Source organism: Massilia sp. PWRC2 (assembly GCF_049896725.1).
Lineage (GTDB): Bacteria > Pseudomonadota > Gammaproteobacteria > Burkholderiales > Burkholderiaceae_D > JAFCUW01.
In genome coordinates this window covers 15,862-37,673 of record NZ_JAFCUW010000010.1, presented here as the reverse complement: position 1 = coordinate 37,673, position 21,812 = coordinate 15,862, and the positions used below count along the sequence as shown (strand labels likewise).

Genomic DNA, 21,812 nt, shown 5'->3' with positions numbered 1-21,812 from the left:
CTTGCGCGCATCAGGCGCGCGGCAGCCGGCGCCCGCCGCAGCGGCCGCTACAGTGTGAAAATGACGGAAAACGTGGCCACACCGGGCCCGCGTTTCTGGCGGCATTAGCTATTGATAGTTAGTTGCATTATGGCTACACTTTTAGTGTTAAAAAGTGAGCGACGGTATCTCTAACGGGGCGCTTTGGTGCTTTAGCCGTCAAGTCCGGACGGGGCCTTGCACTTCATTCGCGCGCGCCACACCTAGTACCCGATCCTTGACAAGGAGAGTGACAGGGACCGTGCCGCCTTTGCACGGCTGCGGCAACGCTTGCCGAAATTGCGCGTGGACGAGCTCGATTAGTGACCGATGTCAACCGCCAGACTACAGCCGTGCTTACCTGGTAATTTTCTACAGCTAACGGGTAAAGCGCCGCTAGCTCTAGTGATGCAGCGCGGCCTTGCCCAGATCCCACATCGGCAGAAAAATCCCCAGCGCCAGCAACAGCACCATCGCGCCGAGGAAGGTGATCAGGATCGGCTCAATCTGGCTCGACAGCGTCTTCAGTTCGTAGTCGACCTCGCGCTCGTACATCAGGCCGATTTCATCCATCAATTCTTCGAGCGTGCCGGCCTCCTCGCCGACGGCGATCATCTGCAGCACGATGGGAGTGAACACGCCCGCATTGATACTGGTACGCAGGATGGTTTCACCGCGCTCGACGCCGTCGCGCATCTGTTCGATGCGCGTCGTCAGATAGGCATTGTCGGCCGTTTGCGCCACCACGCCAAGCGCCTGCACGATCGGCACCCCACTGCGGCTCGACAGCGCGAAGCTGCGGGCAAAGCGCGCCATGGTGCCCTTCAAAATGATCTTGCCAGCAATCGGCAGGCGCAGCTTGTAGCGGTCCCACGTGGTGCGCCCGGCCGGCGTGGCCAGCCAGGCGCGCCAGCCGACAACACCGGCCACCACGGCGGCCAGCAGCAGCGGCCAGAAGGTCACCGTAAAATTCGACGCGCCGATCAGGATGCGGGTGGTCAGCGGCAGTGGTGCGTGAAAGCTGGCGAATACCTTGACGAATTGGGGAATGACGACGATGTTCATGACCACCATCGCCAGCAGCATCGCCACCACCACGAAACTGGGATAGCGGGTGGCCGACTTGATGCGCTCGCCCATCGAGCGGTCGAACTCGAGGTGATCGAACAGGCGCAGGAATACTTCTTCAAGGCGCCCCGTCATTTCGCCCACCCGCACCATCGACAGGTAGAACGGCGAAAACACGGTCGGATGGCGGCGCATGGCGCTCGACAGTTCGCGACCGGCGTCGAGCGACTCGCGCAAGTCCTTGAGCACGCGGGCAAACGGTTTGCTGATCGCCGATTCCTGCAGGCCCGCCAGGCCGCGCATGAGCGGCACGCCGGATTTGAGCAGGGTGTAAATCTGGCGGCTAAACAGCTGCACCTCGATGGCCCCCACCTTCGGCTCGAGCAGGCGCCACACAACACCGAGCAGATCGGCGCCCGCCGCCGTCCCCGCGCGCCGGCTGACGACGATGTCGACCGGCGTGACGCCAGTGGCAAACAGCTGGTCGGCCACCTGCGCCGCGTCACTGCCTTCGAGGACGCCCTGCAGCAGTTCGCCGCGGCCGTTGCGGCCCCTGTAGTCGAACAACGGCACCGTCAATCCTCGAGCTGATTGGTGATGCGCATGGCTTCCTGCACCGTGGTGCGGCCCTGCACCACCAGCGCCACCGCATGCCGGCGCAAGGTCTCGCCAGCCATTTGTGCGTGCGCCGCGTGCAGGAAGTGGGCCGGATCGGGATGGTTGGCAGCGGCCGCCACGCTGGCTGTCATCTCCAGCAGTTCATAGACGCCGGTGCGGCCGCGGTAGCCCTGGCCGTTGCAGTGCGAGCAGCCGCGGCCGGCGTGGCAGGGCGCGCGCTCGGCCAGGTCGCCCAGCTCCAGCCGCAGCCACTGGCGCTCGGCGGCACTGGTGGCGTGGCCGGTAACGCAGCTCTCGCAGATCACCCGCACCAGGCGCTGCGCCAGCACCGCCTGCAAGGCGCTGCCGACCATATAGCGCGGCACCCCCATGTCCATCAACCGCAGCGGCGTGCTGGCGGCATCGTTGGTGTGCAGCGTTGAGAGCACCAAGTGGCCCGTCATCGCCGCGCGCAGGCCAATCTGCGCCGTCTCCTGGTCGCGCATTTCACCCACCAGCACGATGTCGGGGTCTTGTCGCAGCGCCGAGCGCAGCACGCGGGCGAACGTCAGGTCGATCTTGTCGTTGACCTGCACCTGGTTGATGCCGGGCAGGCGGTATTCGACCGGGTCTTCGACAGTGATCAGCTTTTTTTCCATCGAGTTCAGTTCGGCCAGCGCGCTGTACAGGGTGGTGGTCTTGCCGCTACCGGTGGGCCCGGTCACCAGCACCAGGCCATTCGGCCGCCGCACGATCGAGCGCAGGCGCGCCACCAGTTCCGGCTGCATGCCGATGGCGTCGAGCCGCAGGGCGGCGCCACCCTGCGTGAGCAGACGCATGACCACCGATTCGCCGTACTGGGTCGGCATGGTCGAGATGCGCACATCGACGCGCTGCTGCTTGACCTTGACGGCGAAGCGGCCATCCTGCGGCAGGCGCTTTTCCGAGATATCCAGGTCGGCCATCAGTTTCAAGCGCAGCGCCAGCGGCGTGGCCACCTTGATGTCGGTCTCGGTTTGCAGGTGCAGCACGCCATCGATGCGAAAGCGGATTTGCAGCGTGGTTTCCTGCGGCTCGATATGGATGTCGGAAGCGCGCACCTGGGTGGCATCATCGAACACCGACTGCAGCAGCTTGACGATAGGCGCCTCTTCCAGCCCCGGGGTGGCGCTCATGCTGCCAAAGTCGACCACCTCGCCCAGGTCCTGCTCCACCTCGCGCGCCAGCCCGGTGATCTCGCCAGTGCGGCGGTAAATGCGGTCGATCGCGTGCAGTACTTCGGTCTCGTTGACCACCGCCAGCTCCACCGATTTTTTGACCAGCCGGGCGATCTCGTCATAGGCAAACAGGTCGGTGGGGTCGGACATGCCGACCAGCACGCTGTCGGCATGGTCTTCCAGCAACAGTGCGCGAAAGCGCCGCGCCTGCGTCTCCGGTAGCAGGCGCACCACCGCCGGATTGGTGTTATAAAATTTCAGGTTGATGTAGGCAATGCCCAGCTGGCGCGCCAGCGCACCGGAAATCTGCTCTTCAGTGACGAAGCCATTGCCCACAAACACACGGCCGAGCTTGCGTCCGCTACGCTTCTGGTCCGCCAACGCCAGGCCCAGCTGCTCTTCCGACAGCAGCTTTTGCTGGACCAGGATTTCTCCCAGGCGCACTTTTTCGGGACGGGCCATCGAATGCTTTCAATACGCAAAATGTGTGTTGCCGCAGAGATATTTAACGCTTCAAGCATTCTAAGACAGCCACGCTGCCGGTGTACTATTCCGGAATGACTACTGCACCCCTCCCCTCCCCCGGCGGCGGCCGCCGCCGCCTGTTCCTGATGCGCCATGGCAGCGTCACGTATTTCGATGCCAGCGGCAAACCAATGCTGCCAGAAACCGTGCCCTTGAATGAAACGGGGCGCGCCCAGGCCAGCGCCGCCGGCGCCGCCTTCGCCGCTGACGGCGTCAAGTTTGACCGGGTGATCGTTTCCGGCTTGCCGCGCACCATAGAAACGGCGCAGCGGGTGCTGGCCGCCAGCGGCCAGCAGATCGCCATCGAAGCCTGGCCCGAGCTGGAAGAAATCCGTGGCGGGCGCTTGTCGAGCATTGCCGACGCCGAGCTGCGTGAGGCGTTCACCGGCGTGTTCGAGGGCGTCGTCGATCCCGCCAAGCGCTTTCTGGGCGGCGAATCGGCGGGCGAATTGATGGACCGGGTGCATCCCGCCATCGGCCGGCTGCGCGCCGACCCCGACTGGGACAGCGCGCTGCTGGTGCTGCACGGCGGCGTCAACTGCGCCATCCTGTCGCTGGCGCTGACGGGATCGCGCGTGTTTCTTGGCAACCTGGCGCAAACGGCGGGCTGCATCAACGCGCTCGACGTCGGCGTTGATGAGCACGACTGGGTGGTGCGCTTTGTCAACTACACGCCACCCCAGCCCCTGCAACTGGCGACGCGGGCGACCACGATGGAAGAGCTGTTCAGGCAATACCAGAAATCACGCCAAAGGTGATATAAAGTACCAATGAATAGTACGGTCGTGCGCTTTCATCGGCTAGAATAGGCCGGGCATCACCGCGAAAATCAGCAAGAATCAGCGAAAATCAGCGCGGATCACTTTGGGGAGACACCATGTTTGAAGAAATGATCGGTACCAAAGCGGTGGCCGAGGGCCAGCGCTTCGACACCGACGCCCTCGCCGCCTACCTGCGTGCGGCCTTGTCTGAATTTCCGCCGGGACCAGTCGAGGTGGCCCAGTTCAAGGGCGGCCAGTCCAATCCCACCTTCAAGCTGACGGTGGGCGAGCAGTCCTTCGTGCTGCGCACCAAGCCGGGCCCGGCCGCCAAGCTGCTGCCATCGGCGCACGCCATCGACCGCGAATTGAAGGTGATGGATGCGCTCAACCGGGCCGGCTTTCCGGCGCCGCGCCAGTTGCTGCTGTGCACCGACGAGTCGATCATCGGCCGCGCGTTCGTTCTGATGGAATTCATCGACGGGCGGGTGTTGTGGGACCAGTCGCTGCCCGGCATGCTGCCGGCCGAGCGGGCCGCCATCTATGACGAAACCAACCGCGTCATCGCCCAGTTGCATGCGATCGATTATGCCGCCATCGGCCTGGCTGACTACGGCAAGCCGGGCAATTATTTTGCCCGCCAGATCGAGCGCTGGACGCGCCAGTACCAGGCTTCGAGCACCGAGACCATCGCTGCGATGGACCAGCTGATCGCCTGGCTGCCGAACAACATTCCGGCCGGCGAAGCGACCGCCATCGTGCACGGCGACTTTCGCCTCGACAACGTGATCTTTCATCCGACCGAGCCGCGCATCCTTGCCGTGCTCGACTGGGAACTGTCGACCCTGGGTCACCCGCTGGCCGATTTTTCCTATCACTGCATGAGCTGGCACATCGCCCCCGGCCAGTTCCGCGGCATTGCCGGCCTCGACCTGGCGGCGCTCGGTATTCCCTCGCAGGAAGCCTATATCGCCGCCTACCAGGCCCGCACCGGTGCCGTGATCCGACCGGAAGATTTCAATTTTTATCTGGCCTACAACATGTTCCGGCTGGCCGGCATCATGCAGGGCATCATGAAGCGCTATGTCGATGGCACCGCTTCCAGCGCCCAGGCCCTGCAAAACGGCAAGGCAGCGCGGCCGATGGCGGAACTGGGCTGGCAATATGCCCAGGCGGCCATGCGCTGAGCGCCGACACCCCATACAACACAACAATAACGGAGACTGACCATGAACTTTGATTATTCCGAACGCTGCCAGCAACTGCGCACGCGCCTGCTGGCCTTCATGGACACGCACATTTATCCGAACGAAAAAGCGTTCAAGCAAGAGGTCGACCGCAACGGCGCGGAAAAGGGCAACCGCTGGATTCCTACCGAGCTGATCGAACGTCTCAAACCGCTGGCGCGCGAACAGGGCCTGTGGAATTTGTTCCTGCCGCAATCGGCGCGCGCGCCGGAGGGCTTGTCCAATCTCGACTACGCGCCGCTGTGCGAAATCATGGGCCGCGTGGTGTGGGCGCCGGAAGTGTTCAACTGCGCCGCGCCCGATACGGGCAATATGGAAACCATCGAACGCTACGGCACTGAAGCGCACAAGAAACAGTGGCTCGAGCCCCTGCTGCGCGGCGAGATTCGCTCGGCCTTTGCGATGACCGAGCCGAACGTGGCGTCATCGGACGCCACCAATATCGCCACCCGTATCGAACGCCAGGGCGACGACTATCTCATCAATGGCCACAAGTGGTGGATATCCGGCGCCGGCGATCCGCGCTGCGCCATTTTCATCGTCATGGGCAAGACCGATCCGGACGCTGCGCGCCACCAGCAGCAATCGATGATCCTGGTGCCAGCCAACACACCCGGCATTACCATCGTCCGTCCCTTACCCGTGTTCGGCTACGACGATGCTCCCCATGGCCACTGCGAAATCCTGTTCGAGAATGTGCGGGTACCGGCAGCGAACCTGTTGCTGGGCGAAGGACGTGGCTTTGAAATCGCCCAGGGCCGGCTGGGACCGGGCCGCATCCACCACTGCATGCGCGCCATCGGCGTGGCCGAACGGGCGCTCGAACTGATGTGCAAGCGCTTGAACAGCCGCGTGGCGTTCGGCAAAAAGGTGTCCGAGCAGGGCGTGTGGCGCGAGCGCATCGCCGACTGCCGCATCAAGATCGACACGGCGCGCCTGCTGACGCTGAAAACGGCGGCGCTGATGGATACCGTCGGCAACAAGCATGCGCAGGCGGAAATCGCCATGATCAAGGTGCTGGCGCCCAACGTGGCACAAGAGGTGCTCGACATGGCGATCCAGGCGCACGGCGCCGCCGGCGTCTCGGACGACTTTCCACTGGCCTCGCAATGGGCCGGCAACCGCACCCTGCGGCTGGCCGACGGCCCCGACGAAGTGCACCGCAACGCCATTGCCAAGCTCGAGCTGGCCAAGTGGACCGTGCTGGGCGAGGATGTCAGCCTGCCGGTGACGCGCAGTTAAACATCGAGCACCACCACCGCCACGCACGGCGGCGCTGGCGCCGTATCGCCGGCCTTGTCGGTCGAGCGGGGCGACGCCGGTCATCGCGCCCACGCGGGATGCGATGGTGGGTTCCGCTGATGGCATCAAGCTGCTAAGGTACAACAGCGGTACACCAGCGGTACACTAGCGGCTTGCCAAAGGGCACTTCCCCAAACGTGTTTTGAAAAATGCGAAGCCTGATGCGTTGTGCAAGCTTGTTTAATTGATTATACTCAGCAATATGCGGTGCTGAACGGCGCTTGCCGCAACCTTCACTTGTTGGGGATACGATGAACAGACCCAGGTTGTGTCAAACGTTTCTGCTGCTCGCAGCCGGCATGCATTTTGTCGGTCCGTTGGCACAGGCATCGACCGATACCGCATTTGCCAGCCCGCAGCAACGGGTCGATATCGGCGGTCGCAAGCTGCACCTGTATTGCAGCGGTACTGGCAGTACCACCGTGGTGTTTGATGCGCCATCGGGTGACGCCGGCTGGACCTGGTTCAAGGTGCAGCCTGAAGTGGCAAAGCACACCCGCGCCTGTGTCTATGACCGCGCCGCACTCGGTTACAGCGACCCGGCGGCGTGCCCAAACAGCGCGGCAAATGCCGTCGAGGACTTGCATAAAGCCTTGCAGGTCGCTGCCATCAAGCCGCCGTATCTTTTGGTTGGCAACTCCCTCGGCGGTGAAAACGCCCAGCTGTACACCTATCGCTACCCAGAGCAGGTCAAGGGTCTGGTGCTGCTTGAACCCCGCACCGAAGATGAAAATGCGCGACTCGACAAGGTCACCGGCGGCAAAATCCGGCAGATCAACGCGATGGTGAAGGCGCAGAATGCACAGTGTCTGGCCGCAGCAAAAAAAGGGTTCCAACAAGGTAGCGCAGCGCTGACCAACTGTGTGGGCGATTCCCCTGCATTCTATGGGCCGGTACGTGGCAAGGCGGTACAGTCGATCGAGACGAAGAGCGCCTACTGGCAAAGCCTGATCGACGAATACAATGCGTTCGACGCCAGCGACGGGCAACTGCGCGCCGTGCGCCAGCGCTTCGGCGATCTGCCGCTGCTGGTACTTACCCGTGGCGTGAGTCCTTTTGCGGTTCCCGGCAAACCGCACAGCGCCCTCAACAAGGCGCTGGAAGATGAAAACGCCAAGATCCACAAGGAGATTGCCGCGTTATCAAACAAGGGCACGCAACGGCTGGTGGCAGGCGCCGCGCATGTGATTCAGGCCGAGCAGCCAGCCGCCGTGGTACAGGCTGTGCTGGAAGTGCTCAAGCAGATCAATTAATCAGCAACAACAACCCACGCAGCCGGCTGGAGAATGCACTCAATGCAAACGCGCATCATCTTTTTTTTCAGCTTGCTGCTTGCGCAGGCTGCGCCTGTCTTTGCAGACGCCGCCAGTGCACCGGCCAGTGCTGCCCGTGAGTACGAAATACGGCAGACGCAACTGCTCAACGATGGCGTCAAGCTGGTCAAGGAGCGCCACCCGCAAGAAGCGCTGGACCAGTATTTTGACAAGGTCATCGCGGCCTACGAAAGCACCTATCGCGCGGGCGCCAAGACCGTTTATTGCGCGCGCAGTGCGCCGGAGAGTCTGCTGTATCTGGCGCAGGCAGCGGCCGACAAGCAGGAGGCCATGGTGGTCGGTCCCGCGTGGTGCGACGCCCATTTCCTCAGAGCGTACGCCCTCATCGATCTCGGCCGCCATGCGCAGGCCCGCGCAGCGCTGCAAACAGCCATGCGCATGGCGCCCAACAATGCCCACTATGCCTCTGAATGTGCGAATTTTTATCGGCGCGAAAAAAAATGGGATGAGGCCCTGGTCAGGTTCGAGGCGGCGGCCGCGCTCGCGCGCGATTATTCGCCCCCTCAGAGCCGCGTCATCGAGCTCGGTGAGGCGCTGCGCGGCAAAGCGTTTGTGCTGGTGGAACTGGGGCGCCTGAATGAAGCCGAAACAGTCTACAAACAATGCCTCGAGATCAATGCGGCAGACAAGGCGGCCCTTGGTGAACTGGGCTATGTGCAGGGACGGATCAAGCAAGCCAAGTTTTAAAGGAACAGAATCCGACCATGAAAATTCTCGCACTTATGATGGGTCTGGCCGCGCTGGTATTTTTTTGGGCGGCTTTCAGCGTTTTTTTTCTGAAGCAGCGACGATGCTTGCTTAAACTGTCGATCAGTCCCGTGGTTGACGACCGCCGTGTTGGCGCTTTCGCTGCGTATTACATCGCCTGTGCCATGGCTGCGCTCTATGTTGCCGCTTTGTTCTACCACGAGAACGTCTCGCATTTTATTTCTATCCCGGCAATTTGCGGGTGCCTGGTACTGTGGCGACGCCTCTTGTTACGTCGGGCATAAGCCATCGCACGATGTTTCTGGTTGTCCAAAACAGCTGCGGGACGACTGGCGCCTGTGGAAATCGACGAAAAATCAGGAAACGACCATGGTTCGCTTGCAGCGCCTATACTGGCTGGCATACGCGCCTTTTGTTGTTACCCTCGCGCTTGCAGTGCTGGGCCTGCTTTCACCATTGACCGGCATCGGCCCTGCGAGCAACGTTTTTGCGCTCAGCGCGCTCGCCGCCATCGCGCTTGGGCTGGCGGTTGGCATTGGCGCGCTGTTTCTCCCTCAAGGTGCGCGCCTGGGGTGGCGTTTGTTAATTGGTGTGATGTATGGTCCGACGGCTCTCATGTCGCTCTTGATGGCGGGCTTTTAAGGTAGCAGTAAATTAAATTTTCTTAGCCACGAAATGCGCTTGTATTCGTCCATGTCGTTTCGCCCTTGTGGCCGGAGTTTTCAGCGGCACGACTGAAAAGTCTATTCGCCCAGGCTCGCCTCAAAGGCACTGATGTCGAGTGGCCGCCCATACAGATAGCCCTGGTAATAGTCGCAGCCGAAGCTGGCCAGAATCTGCCGCTGCTCGGCCGTCTCTACTCCTTCGGCAATGATTTGCAGATCGAGATTGCGCGCCATCGCGATGATGGTACGGACGATGGCCTGGTCGCTGCTGTCATACACCAGCTCCGTCACGAAGGAGCGGTCGATCTTCAGTTGCTGCACTGGCAGGCGCTTGAGATACTGCAGGCACGAGTAACCGGTGCCAAAATCGTCGAGTGCGAAACCAATGCCCAGCGTGCGCAAGCGCTTGATGATGTCGATCACCTCGTCGACGTTTTTCAGCGTCAGGCTCTCGGTAATCTCCAGCTTCAGGCGGCCCGCCACGATGCCATGGCGCTGCACGCAGGCCGTCACCTGCTCGACAAAATCGGGCTGACGAAACTGCCGCGCGCTGACATTGACGGCCAACACCAGCCGGCACGCGCGTGGATGGCTTTCCCACCGCTTGAGCTGGGCGCAAGCCTGGTCGAGCACCCAGTTCCCCATCAGCATGATCAAGCCGGATTCCTCGGCCAGAGGAATAAAGGCGCCCGGCGCCACGTAACCGCGTTGCGGATGGCGCCAGCGCAGCAGCGCTTCAGCGCCGACGGCCCCCCCGCGGGCATTGACCTGCACCTGAAAATGCAGTTCAAACTCTTGCCGCTCGATGGCCTCGTACAGCTGGCCCTCCAGGTGCAGCCGTTCATGCGCCCCCGCATTCATCGATGGGGAAAAAAAGCGAAAGGCATTGCCGCCATCGGCCTTGGCGAAGTACATGGAGGTATCGGCATTGCGCATCAACTCGTCCATACTGTCGGCATGGTCGGGATACAGGGCGATGCCGATGCTCGCCGCGCTGCGCAGTGTGGTCGCCCCCAGCAGGAAAGGCTGGTTCAAGACCAGGTTGAGCTTTTTCGCCACCCCGATGGCGTCACTTAAAATATCGGGCCCGCGCAGGATCACCACGAACTCGTCACCACCGAGACGGGCCACCACATCGTAATCACGGATACACGACTGCAAGCGCGCCGCCACTTCGACCAGCAGGGCGTCGCCGATCGCGTGTCCCAGGGTATCGTTGACGTTCTTGAAGCGGTCGAGGTCGAGAAACATCACCGCCAGCTGTTCCGACGTGCGGCGCGCGATCAGGATCGCTTGTTCGAGATAGCGTTGCAGGTGCAGCCGGTTCGGCAGGCCCGTCAAGGCATCATGGTGGGCCAGATGAGCAATGCGCCGTTCCGATTCCTTGAACTGGCTGATGTCGACCGAACTGGTGAGGTAATACTCGATATCGCCGACGCGATCGCGCATCACCGACACCGTCATGAAAGTGGGATGAACGCTGCCGTCCTTGTGCGTTTGCCACTGCTCGCCCTGCCAGTAGCCATCGCGCGCCACCCGCTGGGCCAGTTCGCGCTGGTGTTCGGCGCTGTTGCGGCTGGAACCGAGCAGTGCCGGATGGCGGCCGACCACTTCAGCCTTGCTGTAGCCGCTCAATTTAATGAAAGCGGCGTTGACATCGACCAGCGTGTTGTTGCCATCGGCAATGGTGATGGCCTCGCCGCTAAAATTGAACACATAACCGGCCAGGCGCAACTGCTGGCGCTCTTCGCTGCGGGCGATCAGGTTGCGCACGCGGATGATCAGGGTATCGCGGTAGACCGGCTTGACCAGGTAATCGTCGGCGCCCAACTGCAAGCCACTGGTTTCATACTGTTCGGATGCGTCGGCGCTGACCAGGATCACCGGAATACCGGCCGTGCGCGGCAGCGCCCGCATGCGGCGCAACAGTTCAATGCCGCTCATGCCCGGCATCTTGACGTCGACGATGAGCAGTTTCGGCAATTCGCCCTGCTGTTCGAACAGTGCCAGCGCCGAACTGCCGCTGGTGGCCGTCTTCAGGCGGAAATCGCGCTTGAGCAGCGCGGCAAGCACGTGCAGGTTGGCAGGCAAATCGTCGACCGCCACGATCAGCGGTTTTTCAGTCACAGCTGCAGCCAGGAAATCGTTCATGGCTGGCCGTCCTGACCGCGCAGGGTCTGAAAAATCGCCAGCGCCTGCACATGCGCAAAATTGTCGCAGCAATAATGCAGATCTTTCAGCAGCGTCGCTTCGGGCAAGTCCATCCGCGACACATAGTCGAGCGTGTCCATCAAGGCGTCGGGGATCAGTTCCTGCCCTTTCACGAAAGGCGCCAGCAAGTCGAGCAGCGTGGCCAGCGACGGCGGCGACGGCGTAGCCGCCGCCGCCAGCGGTGCAAACAGCGGCGCCGGCCGCCCGGCCAGCTCGCTATGCATCTGCGCCAGCGTGGCATTCAAGGTGACGCTAAAGGCTGTCAGCGAGGCCAGTGGCGCCGCCGCTGCCAGCTGGTCGAGCAGGTGGCTGCTGACTTCGGCGAGCGCAGCAGCGCCCAGGTTGGCGGCCACCCCTTTGACGGCGTGGACCAGGTCCTCGACGCTGGCGCGCTCGCCGGCGGCGAACATGCGTTCCAACTGCACCATCAAGCCCTGGTAGCTGTCGATGAAACCGCGCAGCAGCCGCTGTTGCAGCAACTGATCGCCGTCGAGGCGGCGCAGACCCTGCACCAGATCGAGCAGCGGCGTCTGCACCGGCGGGCGCGCCGCCGCCGCACCGGTAATGACAGCACGGCGTTCCGGCGTCACCGCGCTGCGACTGCGCCCGCTACTACGCATGACGCGCACGATGTCGTCCGGCTCGACCGGCTTGCAAATAAAATCGACCATGCCAATCGCCTGGCAGCGTTCGCGGTCTTCCACCATCACGGCGGCGGTCATGGCGACGATGCGCAGCTGTTTACCGTGGGGCAGCAGCAGGATCTGGCGCGCCGCCTCCAGACCATTCATCACCGGCATGTGCAAGTCCATCAGCACCAGGTCGAATGCCTGATGGCGCACCAGTTCAAGCGCTTCGGCGCCATCGGCGGCAATCGTCAAAATCGCGCCCCGCTTGATGATGATGCTGGCGGCGACTTCCTGGTTCAGTTCATTGTCTTCCACCAGCAGCACGCGCATGCCGACAAATTCTTGCGCGCCCGAGCCGGCCGCCCGGCCGCCCTGCGGCGGCGCCTGCAACAGCGCCTCGAACAGCAGCGACGGACTGATCGGCTTGGTGAGCACCCCGGCAATCAGGGCCGCTTCCGGTTGCTGCTGCAGCGACGGCTTGTTATGCGCCGTCACCATCCAGATCGGCAGCGCGTCGGCCTGTGCGCTGTTTTTTTCCTGCGCGCGCAGGGCCGCCACCACCGCCAGACCGCTCATGCCCGGCATGTGCCAGTCGAGCAGCATGGCGTCGAACGGTTGCGCGGTGCGCTGGGCATGCTCGATCTGCGCCAGCGCTTCGGCTCCGCTGCCGGCCTCCATCACGTCGATGCCCCAGGCCTTGAGCAGCAGGGCGAGGATGTGGCGTGCGCTGGGCTGGTCGTCGACGATCAGCATGCGCTTGCCGGCCATCGGCTGCACGGCGCCGCTGCGCTGCATGCCGCTGGCCAGTTCCTCGGGCGCGCGCGCCACTTCGATGCTAAACGAGACGCTGGTGCCCTGCCCTACCGTGCTCTCGAGCCGCACCGTGCCGCCCAGCAGGCCAACGAGCTTCTTGACGATGGCCAGGCCGAGACCACTGCCACCGAAGGTGCGCGTGGTGCTCGAGTCGACTTGCGAAAACGGCTGGAACAGCGCGGCGATCTGCTCCGGCGCCACGCCGATGCCGGTATCGCGCACGGTAAAGTGCAGCATCATCGGCCCTGCGCCGGGGCCGATGCCGGCTGCACCCACCTGCACGCCGATATGGATGTCGCCCTGCTCGGTAAATTTGATGGCGTTGGCGACCAGGTTATTGAGAATCTGCACCAGCCGGAATGGGTCGCCCATCAGCAGCGGCGGCATGGCAGGATCGATGGCCAGGTGCAGCGCCAGCCCCTTGTCTTCGGCTTGCATGCCCAGCAGTTCAGCCACTTCCAGCAGCACCGCTTCGACCCGCATGGGAATGCGCTCGATGGCCAGGCGGCCCGCCTCGATGCGCGAAAAATCGAGGATGTCGTTGATGATGCGCACCAGCGCCTTGCCCGAGCGCTGCACCTTTTCCAGCTGCTCGCGCTGTTGCGGCTTGAGGTCTGACTCCATCACCATGCGCGTCAAGCCGAGAATGGCATTCATCGGCGTGCGAATTTCGTGGCTCATATTGGCGAGGAACTGCGATTTGGCCATCAGCGCCGCCTGCGCGGTTTCCTCGGCCTGCTTGCGCGCCGTGATGTCGGTGCCGATCAACAGGTAGCCGATGATGGTGTTGCTGGCGTCACGCAGCGCGGTCACCGACACCACCGCGGGAAAGCGGCTGCCATCGCGGCGGATATAGGTCAGCTCATAAATGTCTTCGATGCCGCGCGAGGCCTTGAACACCAGCGCCTCGAAGCCCGGCGTGATGGCGGTGCCCAGTTCGGCGCTGAGCGCCTGCGCGCGCGCCACCACTTCGAGCGGATCGGAAATATCGGCCGGGGTGACGCGGTCGACCACTTCGCTGGCGAGGTAACCGAGCATGCGCTCGGCGCCCACGTTGAAAATCTGGATCACGCCGCTGGCATCGGTGGCGATGCTGGAAAAATTGGCGCTGTTGAAAATCGCCCGTTGCAGCGCGCCGGCCTTGAGCAGCGCTTCTTCGGCGTGCTTGCGGGCGGTATTGTCCGTGCCGATCAGCAAAAAGCCGATGATGGTGTTGTTGGCGTCGCGCAGTGCAGTGACCGACACCACCGCCGGAAAGCGGCTGCCATCGCGGCGAATATAAGTCAGTTCGTAAATGTCTTCGATGCCGCGCGAGGCCTTGAACACCAGCGCCTCGAAGCCGGGCGTGATGACGGTGCCCAGTTCCTCGCTCAGGGCCTGGGCCCGCGCCACCATTTCAAGGGGATCGGAGATATCGGCCGGGGTAATCCGGTTGGTCACTTCGCTGGCCGCATAGCCGAGCATGCGCTCGGCGCCGACGTTGAAAATCTGGATGACGCCGCGGGCATCAGTGGCAATACTGGAAAAATTGGCGCTTTTGAAGATGGCGTTTTGCAGGGCGCCCGCTTTGAGCAGGACTTCCTGGCGTTCTACTTCAACATCCTGTTCCGACACACAGGCAGAAGGATGGATGACAGCGGATTTCATGGTGATGACAGTCTGGAGGATGCAACAATAGCGCGCCGGCCTGATCAACGACAACGGCACGCCACCAGGCGCGCGCGCAACGGTGCGCGCGATGCCGGCATTGCCTGCCCCACCGTCGTTTTTCAGGAATCAAGGTAATACGGCACTGGCTTGTGTGCGCCAGAATGCCTTGAAGGTGGCGGGCGTGCTACGCGATCGAAACCGGCGATCGTCAGCAGGGAGACCGAAAGCGTTCAGCCTCCCCTGCATGCTGGCGGCGGCTGAACTATCCACAGGATGACGGGGCTTGGGTCAAATCATCTGTCGATACATCATACCGCGCATTACTGCTCGTTGTTGCCTAAAGTAACCAAAAATTTAACATTGGTGGCCACTGACCGGCCGTGCCCGGCGCTCGTCAGGCCGCAGCGGGCGCGTCCAGGTAAAAAATTGCATAGGCTTTCGCCGGCGCCGTCTCGGTCGGCTTGTGGATTTGCACCTGCACGCAGTCTTCCGCTGCCAGGCTGCGCCAGTTGGCGATGCCGGCGTTGGCAAAGTAGGCGGTGGCCTTCGAGCCCAGGCTCAGGTCGAGGGCCAGGCGGGCATTGCGCGCACCGGTTTTGCTGTAATTGACGCCGGCCAGATCGAAGCCGAACTGCGCCAGCCACGGCTCCCACAGGCCTGATTCGACGCCGCTGACGATGCGGGCAAACATTTCGTGCAGGGCCAGCCCCTTCTTGACGCCCACCCGCAGCACCTTGAGCGACGGCGCCTCGCGCGCATCGGTGCTTTTCTTGCCGGCGCCGCGTTCACCGATGGCCTTGATCTCTTTCGAAAAGGCGGCATCGCGCTCGGTGTAGTCGCGCATGCGGCCATACAGCTCGGCGTCGAGGAAAGGATTGTCGGGCCGGCCGGCCGGCACGACGGTGACCGGCTTGGCCGATGGCGGTTTTTTGTTGGTCATGATGATGGGGTATGAAGCGCTGTTCGGGGCGACAGTGTAGCACCAGCAGCGCGCGGCGCTGGCAGCTTCGGAGCCTGTCCCATTTTTTCCTCAACTGAACGGCATGCTCGAGACAGCCGCCGGTTTATGCTGGTGCCGGTCCGTCAGAGCGTTAATAGCGCCGCATCAGCATCTCGGCCACGCACACCGGCCTGGCACTGCCCTCGCACTCGATCACCACATTCCAGGTCAGCTGCAGGCAGCCATCGAACGGCTCGACGGCCAGCAGCGTGATGCGGGCGCGCACGCGGGCATCGACCGGCAGCGGCGCCGGAAAGCGCACCTTGTTCAAGCCGTAGTTGAGCACCATCTTCGCCCCCACCAGGCGGATGGCGTTTTCAAACAGGGCCGGGATCAGCGACAGCGTCAAAAAACCATGCGCCACCGGCACGCCGAACGGCGACTCGCGCGCACAGCGGGCGGCATCGGTGTGGATCCACTGGTGGTCGTCGGTGGCGTCGGCGAAGGTGTCGATACGCGCCTGCGGCATCGCCATCCAGTCCGACCGCGCTACCTCGCTGCCGACCAGTTCGTCGAGGCGTTCGACGTCACGCATGAGCGTCCTGCACTGCAGAGCCGCCAAAGCCCGGCTGCGCCATGAAGCGGCGCAGGTGATGGTCGCCGTCGCCGAGGGTCAGCTCGATCATCGCCAGCCGCTTGAAGTGGTGGGCGGCGATCAATTCATTGGTCACTCCCATGCCGCCGTGCAGCTGCACCGCCTGCTGGCCGATGAAGCGGGCCGCTTCGCCGATGCGGTACTTGGCCGCCGACACGGCGCGGCGACGCTCGTCGGCGTCGGCTGCATCGGCCTTGACGGCGGCCAGCAGCGCCATCGAACGGGCTTGCTCGAGGTGGATGAACATGTCGGCCATGCGGTGCTGCAGCGCCTGGAATTTACCGATCGGGGCGCCGAACTGCTGGCGCGTCTTGAGATAATCGAGGGTGGCGTCGAACAGCGCTTCCATCGCTCCCAGCGCTTCGGCGCACAGCAGCGCAGCGCCGTAATCGGCGCAGGCGTCGAGGATGTCCCAGCCCGCGCCGGCCACACCAATGACGGCGCTGCCATCGAGCTTGACACCGTCGAACACGATGTCGGCGGCGCGCTGGCCATCGAGGCTGCGGTAGCCGTTGATGGTCACGCCGGCAGCGTCGGCCGCCACCACCAGCAGGGCGATGCCGGCGTGCTCGCGCTGGCTGCCGCTCACGCGCGCCGAGACGATCAGCGCACCGGCTTCGGCGCCGTGGACGACGACGCTCTTGCGGCCGTCGAGCACAAAGCCGCTGCCATCGACACGGGCGCGGGTGACGATATCGGCCAGTTCATGGCGCCCCTGGCGCTCGTGCAGCGCGCAGGCGAGTTTGAGTTCACCGGCGGCGACCTGCTCGAGCAGGTTGCCGTGGCCGCCGCCGCGTCGCAGAAACTGCGCACCGAGTACGGTGGCGAAATACGGCTCAACCACCAGCGCGCGCCCGAGCTCCTTCATGACCACGTACAGGTCCACCGCGCTGCCGCTAAAGCCGCCGTGCTGCTCCGGTACCGGCAGCGCCGTCATGCCCAGTTCAGCCAAGGTGTTCCAGGCGGCGGCAGAAACCCCGCCAGGCGAGGCAATGATCTGCCTGCGCGTCTCGAAGCTGTAGTCTTTATCGATCCAGCGCCGCAGGGCCTCGGCAAACTGCTGCTGCTCTTCCTTCAAATTGAAGTCCATCGTGTTTCCTTTATCAAGCCTCAGAGGCCCAGGATCATTTGCGAGATGATATTGCGTTGAATCTCGTTGGAGCCGCCGTAGATCGACGTCTTGCGGAAGTTGAAGTAATACCCAGCCAGCGGCGCGGCGTCGTCGTCGCCACCGCTGGCGTGCTCACTGTCCGACGCCAGGAAAGCGGGGTCGAACGGCAGCGCCATCGGGCCGGCCGCTTCGACCATCAGTTCGGTCAGGCGCTGCTGGATCTCGGTGCCGCGCACCTTCAGCACGGACGCTTCGGCGCCGGGTGCTTTGGCCTGGGTAAGTACGCGCAACACCGTCATTTCCAGCGCCATCAATTCAATTTCCAGCGCCGCCACCTTGGCGCCGAACAGCGCTTCGTGCAGCAGCGGACGACCATCGACCATCTGGGCGCAAGCGTAGCGCTTCAAGAACGCCAGCTCGCGCTTGGAGCGGCCAACGGCGGCAATGCCGGTGCGCTCGTGACCGAGCAGGTACTTGGCGTAAGTCCAGCCCTTGTTTTCCTGGCCGACCAGGTTGGCCACCGGCACCCGCACGTTGTCGAACCAGACTTCGTTGATCTCGTGGTCTTCGTCCAGCATTTCGATCGGCCGCACGGTCACGCCGGGCGACTTCATGTCGATCAGCAGAAACGAGATGCCTTCCTGCTTGCGCACACCCGTATCGGTACGCACCAGGCAGAAAATCATGTCTGCATGCTGGGCCAGCGTGGTCCAGGTTTTCTGGCCGTTGACGATGTAATAGTCGCCGTCGCGCACCGCACTGGTGCTGAGCGACGCCAGGTCGGAACCGGCCCCCGGCTCTGAATAGCCCTGGCACCACCAGTCTTCGCACGACAGGATGCGCGGCAAATAATACGCTTTTTGCGCGGCGCTGGCGAACGCCATGATGACGGGAGCGACCATGTTGACGCCGAACGGCAGGATCGGCGGCGTACCGGCACGCGCGCACTCTTCTTCCCACAGATGACGCTGCACGGGCGTCCAGCCGGTGCCGCCAAATTCAAGGGGCCAGCCGGGCGCCACCCATCCCTGTTTGGCCAGGATTTTGTGCCAGCGCACGTAATCGTCGCGCTCGAGGCGCTTGTGCTGGTTGACCTTGTGTTTTAAATCGGCCGGCAAATTCTCGGCCAGGAAGGCGCGCACCTGGGCGCGGAAGGCCAGGTCGTCGTCGCTGTAATGCAGATCCATGCTGTCTCCTCGTTGTGTTCGCCTCAAAAAAGCACGACCGTTCACAAGGATTGTACCCGAAAAAAAACCGCTGTCGAGCAGACCAGCGGTGCCTGTTTTAAGGGCGGTGATGAAGCGGTGCTCAGTTGCCCGTTCAGTTAGCTATTTAATTACCTGCATCCTTCACCGGCAACCGGTACGGCATGGTGCGCGAAGCGAGCCGGGTGTCGAGCTTGAGCATCGCTGCTTCATCGGCCAGCACGTGGGCCGCTTCCTGCAGCAGCACATCCTTGGCGTTTTTCGCCGCTTTTTCGGCTGCCAGTTCGGCCACCAGGTTACGCTCGTCCGACTGCAGACCATCGTCCTGGCGCGCCGAGCCCTTCAAGGCCACCGACTTGACCGGCTTGACCGGCGTTGGCACCTTGGCACGCGCTTCCTTGCTGTCGGGGCCGGCAGCGCCGTCGTCGAGCGGTGACTGCGCTGCCAGACGGGCGTCGCGCAGCTTCGAGCGCGCGTCCTGGGCATCGCGCTCCTTGCGGCGCACCGTTTCATTGAGCGAGAGTGCATTGTCCTTGCGGATCTTGCGGAACTCGGCCAGGTCTTCCTGCAGATACTCGAAGTCCTTGTCCTTGGCAATGCGTGCCTCATGGCGCTTTTGCAGCGGCGCCATCAGCTCCTTCAAATCGCCCGCCGCCGTGTAAGTGGCCGGCTTGATGGTGGTGTACGGCAAGGCATTGTCATACGTCGATTCGCCAAACACATCGGCGTCGGCGGTGACGGGAAACTTGATATCGGGCGTCACGCCGCGCAGCTGGGTGGTGCCGCCATTGATGCGGAAGAACTGCGCGATCGTCATCTTCAGCTCGCCGTAATGGACTTTTTCATTCGGCGCGAAACGGTCGAGGTTGACGATGGTCTGCACGGTGCCCTTGCCGAAGCTGGGTTCACCGATGATCAGGCCGCGGCCATAATCCTGGATGGCGGCGGCAAAAATTTCCGACGCCGACGCCGAACCACGGTTGATCAGCACGCCCACCGGGCCATCCCACGCCATGCCGGGTACGGTGTCCGATTCGATTTCCACTTTCTCCGTGGTCTTTTGCATCACCACCGGGCCCTTGTCGATGAACAGGCCGGTCAATTCGACCGCTTCGGTGAGCGAACCGCCGCCGTTGTTGCGCAGGTCGATCAGGACGTTGTCGACCTTCTCTTTTTTGAGCTCGCCAAGAATGCGGGCAACGTCGCGGGTGGCACTCTTGTAATCCTTTTCGCCGCGCCGGCGGCCGTCGAAGTCCTGGTAAAAGGTGGGCAGCGCAATGACGCCGATGCGGCGTTTTAAACTGCCATCCTTGACTTCGATGATGGATTTCTTGGCCGACTGCTCTTCCATGCTGATTTTCTTGCGCACCAGCGATACCGCCAGGTGTTTGCCATCGGTACCGGCGTCGCCCGGCAGCACATCGAGGCGGACCACCGAATCCTTGGCGCCGCGCACCAGGGTGACAACATCATCGATGCGCCAGCCCAGCACATCCGTGAACGGGGCGCTGTCGCCCTGGGCGACGCCGACGATGCGGTCGCCCACTTTCAGCTTGCCCGACAGCGCCACCGGGCTGCCCGGCACGATTTCGCGGATGACGGTGTATTCGTCGCGCGTTTGCAGCACGGCGCCGATGCCTTCGAGCGACAAACGCATGGCGATGTCAAAATTTTCCGCCGAGCGGGGGCCCAGATAATTGGTATGCGGCTCGATGGCGGTGGCATACGCATTCATGAACATCGAGAACACGTCTTCGTTGTTCAGCTTGCGCACGCGCGAGAGATAATTTTCATAGCGCTTGTCGAGCGTTTCGCGGATCGCCTTGTCATCCTTGCCCGCCAGTTTCAGGCGCAGCCAGTCGTTCTTGACACGGCGGCGCCACAGGTCACGCGCCTCGTCTTCGGTCTTTGGCCAGGCCGCTTTCTCGCGGTCGAGCTGGAACGTCTCGTCGCTGGTGAAATCGAATTTTCCCTTGATCAGCTCGCGCGCATAGCCCATGCGCTGGGCAAAGCGCTGCTGGTAGACGTTGTAAATGGCAAACGGCAGACTGAGGTTTTCGTTCTGGATCGCGTCGTCGAGCTTGCTGCGGCCCAGCTCGAACTGGTCGAGATCGGCTTGCACGAAATACAGTTTTTCGCCATCAAGGCTCTTGAAGTAGCGGTCGAAGATCTTTTCCGACATGGCGTCGTCGAGCGGCATGGCCTTGTAGTGGTAGCGCGCCAGAAATTTCGATGCCCACATGGCGGCCTGCGCCTGCGCCGGTTCGGGTTTGAGCTGAACAAAGGCACCCTTGTCGGTCGCCTGCGGCTGGGCCATGGCGGGCATGGCGTGGGCGCAGATGGCGGCGGCCATTGCGGCGATGAACATCTTCTTCTTCATGCGTGGGGTCTCCGTGCGTATATGCTGTGAATTACGTCAATGGCTGGCGTCATCTGCTTTGCCTTGCGCTGCTGCGGCGAAACGGCTTGCCGCATCCGATCGGTCGATTCTAACAGGATAGGCGGCGCGTGCAGGCGGGCAGCGCGCCAGCGTTAAGAACAGATTAAGGGGGAAGCGGGACATCTGCTTAGTTTTTTACAAGATGAAACAGCGAACAGCCTGGCGAACAGGCCAGCGCCACTAGCACCATCAACGCCCCATACGGCCACGAACGGGCAGCAATCCGCCAGTCGGGGGCCGAGGGCCAGAACGACAGCCACTGGGGCGCCAGCAGCAGCGCCAGGCCAAGGTCGACGGCGCCAAAGTGCCAGCCGTCGCGCGTGCGCCAGAACGCCACCGCCAGCGGCACCAGCAGCAGCAACAGCGGCGCCAGCGCCGCTGGCGCCGCGTTGTACCAGCGCAGGTGACTCAGGGTGACCGAGCCAAGCTGCCAATAGAGCCGCCCGCCGGCCCCGCTGACTTTCTTTGGAAGCAATGAAACACCGCGTGGACGTGCCCCCACCAGCAAGCCAACGAGCACATGGGCCAGCTCGTGGCAGACGGTGCCGGCGAAGGTCAGCACGAAAAACAGGGGATGCAGGCGCGCCAGTATGGCGAACAGCACGGCCAGGGCGGCCGAGGGTAAAAGATAGACCAGCAAGTGCAGTAAAAGTTCGCCGTGCCCGCAGCACCACGCCGGCAGCAATGCTGCGCACTGCATCAGCGTGCCAGGGACGGGT

General features: G+C 62.9%; 17 protein-coding genes. 7 read left to right on the top strand and 10 right to left on the bottom strand.

Annotated elements, in window-relative coordinates:
* Positions 1-420: 420 nt before the first annotated feature.
* Both ACP7BZ_RS18430 and ACP7BZ_RS18425 read right to left on the bottom strand, forming a co-directional pair.
* A complete protein-coding gene (locus tag ACP7BZ_RS18430; RefSeq protein WP_426115822.1) occupies positions 421-1,659 on the bottom strand; it encodes a type II secretion system F family protein in 1,239 nt (412 codons plus the stop codon).
* A 2-nt stretch (positions 1,660-1,661) separates the two neighbouring features.
* Complete coding sequence (locus tag ACP7BZ_RS18425) at positions 1,662-3,362, bottom strand: GspE/PulE family protein (RefSeq protein WP_426115820.1); 1,701 nt, start codon at positions 3,360-3,362, stop codon at positions 1,662-1,664.
* Positions 3,363-3,457: 95 nt separating this feature from the next.
* Here ACP7BZ_RS18425 and ACP7BZ_RS18420 point away from each other — a divergent pair, with 95 nt between their 5' ends.
* From ACP7BZ_RS18420 to ACP7BZ_RS18390, 7 genes are all read left to right on the top strand, one after another.
* Entirely contained in the window at positions 3,458-4,183 is a 726-nt protein-coding gene (locus ACP7BZ_RS18420) for a histidine phosphatase family protein (RefSeq protein ID WP_426115818.1), read from the top strand.
* Positions 4,184-4,302: 119 nt separating this feature from the next.
* Positions 4,303-5,370, top strand: a complete 1,068-nt coding sequence (locus tag ACP7BZ_RS18415) for a phosphotransferase family protein (RefSeq protein ID WP_426115816.1) — start codon at positions 4,303-4,305, stop codon at positions 5,368-5,370.
* Between the two features lie 42 nt (positions 5,371-5,412).
* The gene (locus tag ACP7BZ_RS18410) at positions 5,413-6,672 is read left to right on the top strand and encodes an acyl-CoA dehydrogenase family protein (RefSeq protein WP_426115814.1); all 1,260 of its coding nucleotides are present in this window, start codon (positions 5,413-5,415) and stop codon (positions 6,670-6,672) included.
* Between the two features lie 281 nt (positions 6,673-6,953).
* Positions 6,954-7,985 carry an alpha/beta fold hydrolase gene (locus tag ACP7BZ_RS18405; RefSeq protein WP_426115812.1) on the top strand — a complete coding sequence of 344 codons (1,032 nt, stop codon included), beginning with the start codon at positions 6,954-6,956 and terminating at the stop codon, positions 7,983-7,985.
* A 42-nt stretch (positions 7,986-8,027) separates the two neighbouring features.
* Positions 8,028-8,753 (top strand): tetratricopeptide repeat protein, encoded by a 726-nt coding sequence (locus ACP7BZ_RS18400; RefSeq protein ID WP_426115810.1) that lies wholly within the window; start codon positions 8,028-8,030, stop codon positions 8,751-8,753.
* Between the two features lie 17 nt (positions 8,754-8,770).
* Entirely contained in the window at positions 8,771-9,058 is a 288-nt protein-coding gene (locus ACP7BZ_RS18395; RefSeq protein ID WP_426115808.1) for a hypothetical protein, read from the top strand.
* Between the two features lie 85 nt (positions 9,059-9,143).
* Positions 9,144-9,416: a hypothetical protein gene (locus ACP7BZ_RS18390; RefSeq protein WP_426115806.1), complete on the top strand. Its 273-nt coding sequence runs from the start codon at positions 9,144-9,146 to the stop codon at positions 9,414-9,416.
* A 101-nt stretch (positions 9,417-9,517) separates the two neighbouring features.
* On the opposite strand, the gene ACP7BZ_RS18385 is transcribed toward ACP7BZ_RS18390, so the two are convergent.
* The 8 genes from ACP7BZ_RS18385 to ACP7BZ_RS18350 all read right to left on the bottom strand — a co-directional run bounded on the left by ACP7BZ_RS18385 (position 9,518) and on the right by ACP7BZ_RS18350 (position 21,793).
* Positions 9,518-11,590: a putative bifunctional diguanylate cyclase/phosphodiesterase gene (locus ACP7BZ_RS18385; protein ID WP_426115804.1), complete on the bottom strand. Its 2,073-nt coding sequence runs from the start codon at positions 11,588-11,590 to the stop codon at positions 9,518-9,520.
* Entirely contained in the window at positions 11,587-14,739 is a 3,153-nt protein-coding gene (locus tag ACP7BZ_RS18380; protein WP_426115803.1) for a response regulator, read from the bottom strand. Before ACP7BZ_RS18380 ends, ACP7BZ_RS18385 begins: the two co-directional genes overlap by 4 nt.
* 397 nt (positions 14,740-15,136) lie before the next feature.
* On the bottom strand, positions 15,137-15,682 hold the full coding sequence (locus ACP7BZ_RS18375; protein ID WP_426115801.1) for a hypothetical protein: 546 nt from the start codon (positions 15,680-15,682) through the stop codon (positions 15,137-15,139).
* A gap of 151 nt (positions 15,683-15,833) precedes the next feature.
* On the bottom strand, positions 15,834-16,277 hold the full coding sequence (locus tag ACP7BZ_RS18370; RefSeq protein ID WP_426115799.1) for a MaoC family dehydratase: 444 nt from the start codon (positions 16,275-16,277) through the stop codon (positions 15,834-15,836).
* Entirely contained in the window at positions 16,270-17,427 is a 1,158-nt protein-coding gene (locus tag ACP7BZ_RS18365; protein WP_426115797.1) for an acyl-CoA dehydrogenase family protein, read from the bottom strand. Before ACP7BZ_RS18365 ends, ACP7BZ_RS18370 begins: the two co-directional genes overlap by 8 nt.
* Before the next feature lie 20 nt (positions 17,428-17,447).
* Complete coding sequence (locus ACP7BZ_RS18360) at positions 17,448-18,635, bottom strand: acyl-CoA dehydrogenase family protein (protein WP_426115795.1); 1,188 nt, start codon at positions 18,633-18,635, stop codon at positions 17,448-17,450.
* Positions 18,636-18,780: 145 nt separating this feature from the next.
* The gene (locus tag ACP7BZ_RS18355) at positions 18,781-21,033 is read right to left on the bottom strand and encodes a carboxy terminal-processing peptidase (RefSeq protein ID WP_426115793.1); all 2,253 of its coding nucleotides are present in this window, start codon (positions 21,031-21,033) and stop codon (positions 18,781-18,783) included.
* A gap of 187 nt (positions 21,034-21,220) precedes the next feature.
* Entirely contained in the window at positions 21,221-21,793 is a 573-nt protein-coding gene (locus ACP7BZ_RS18350; RefSeq protein WP_426115791.1) for a hypothetical protein, read from the bottom strand.
* Positions 21,794-21,812 lie beyond the last annotated feature (19 nt).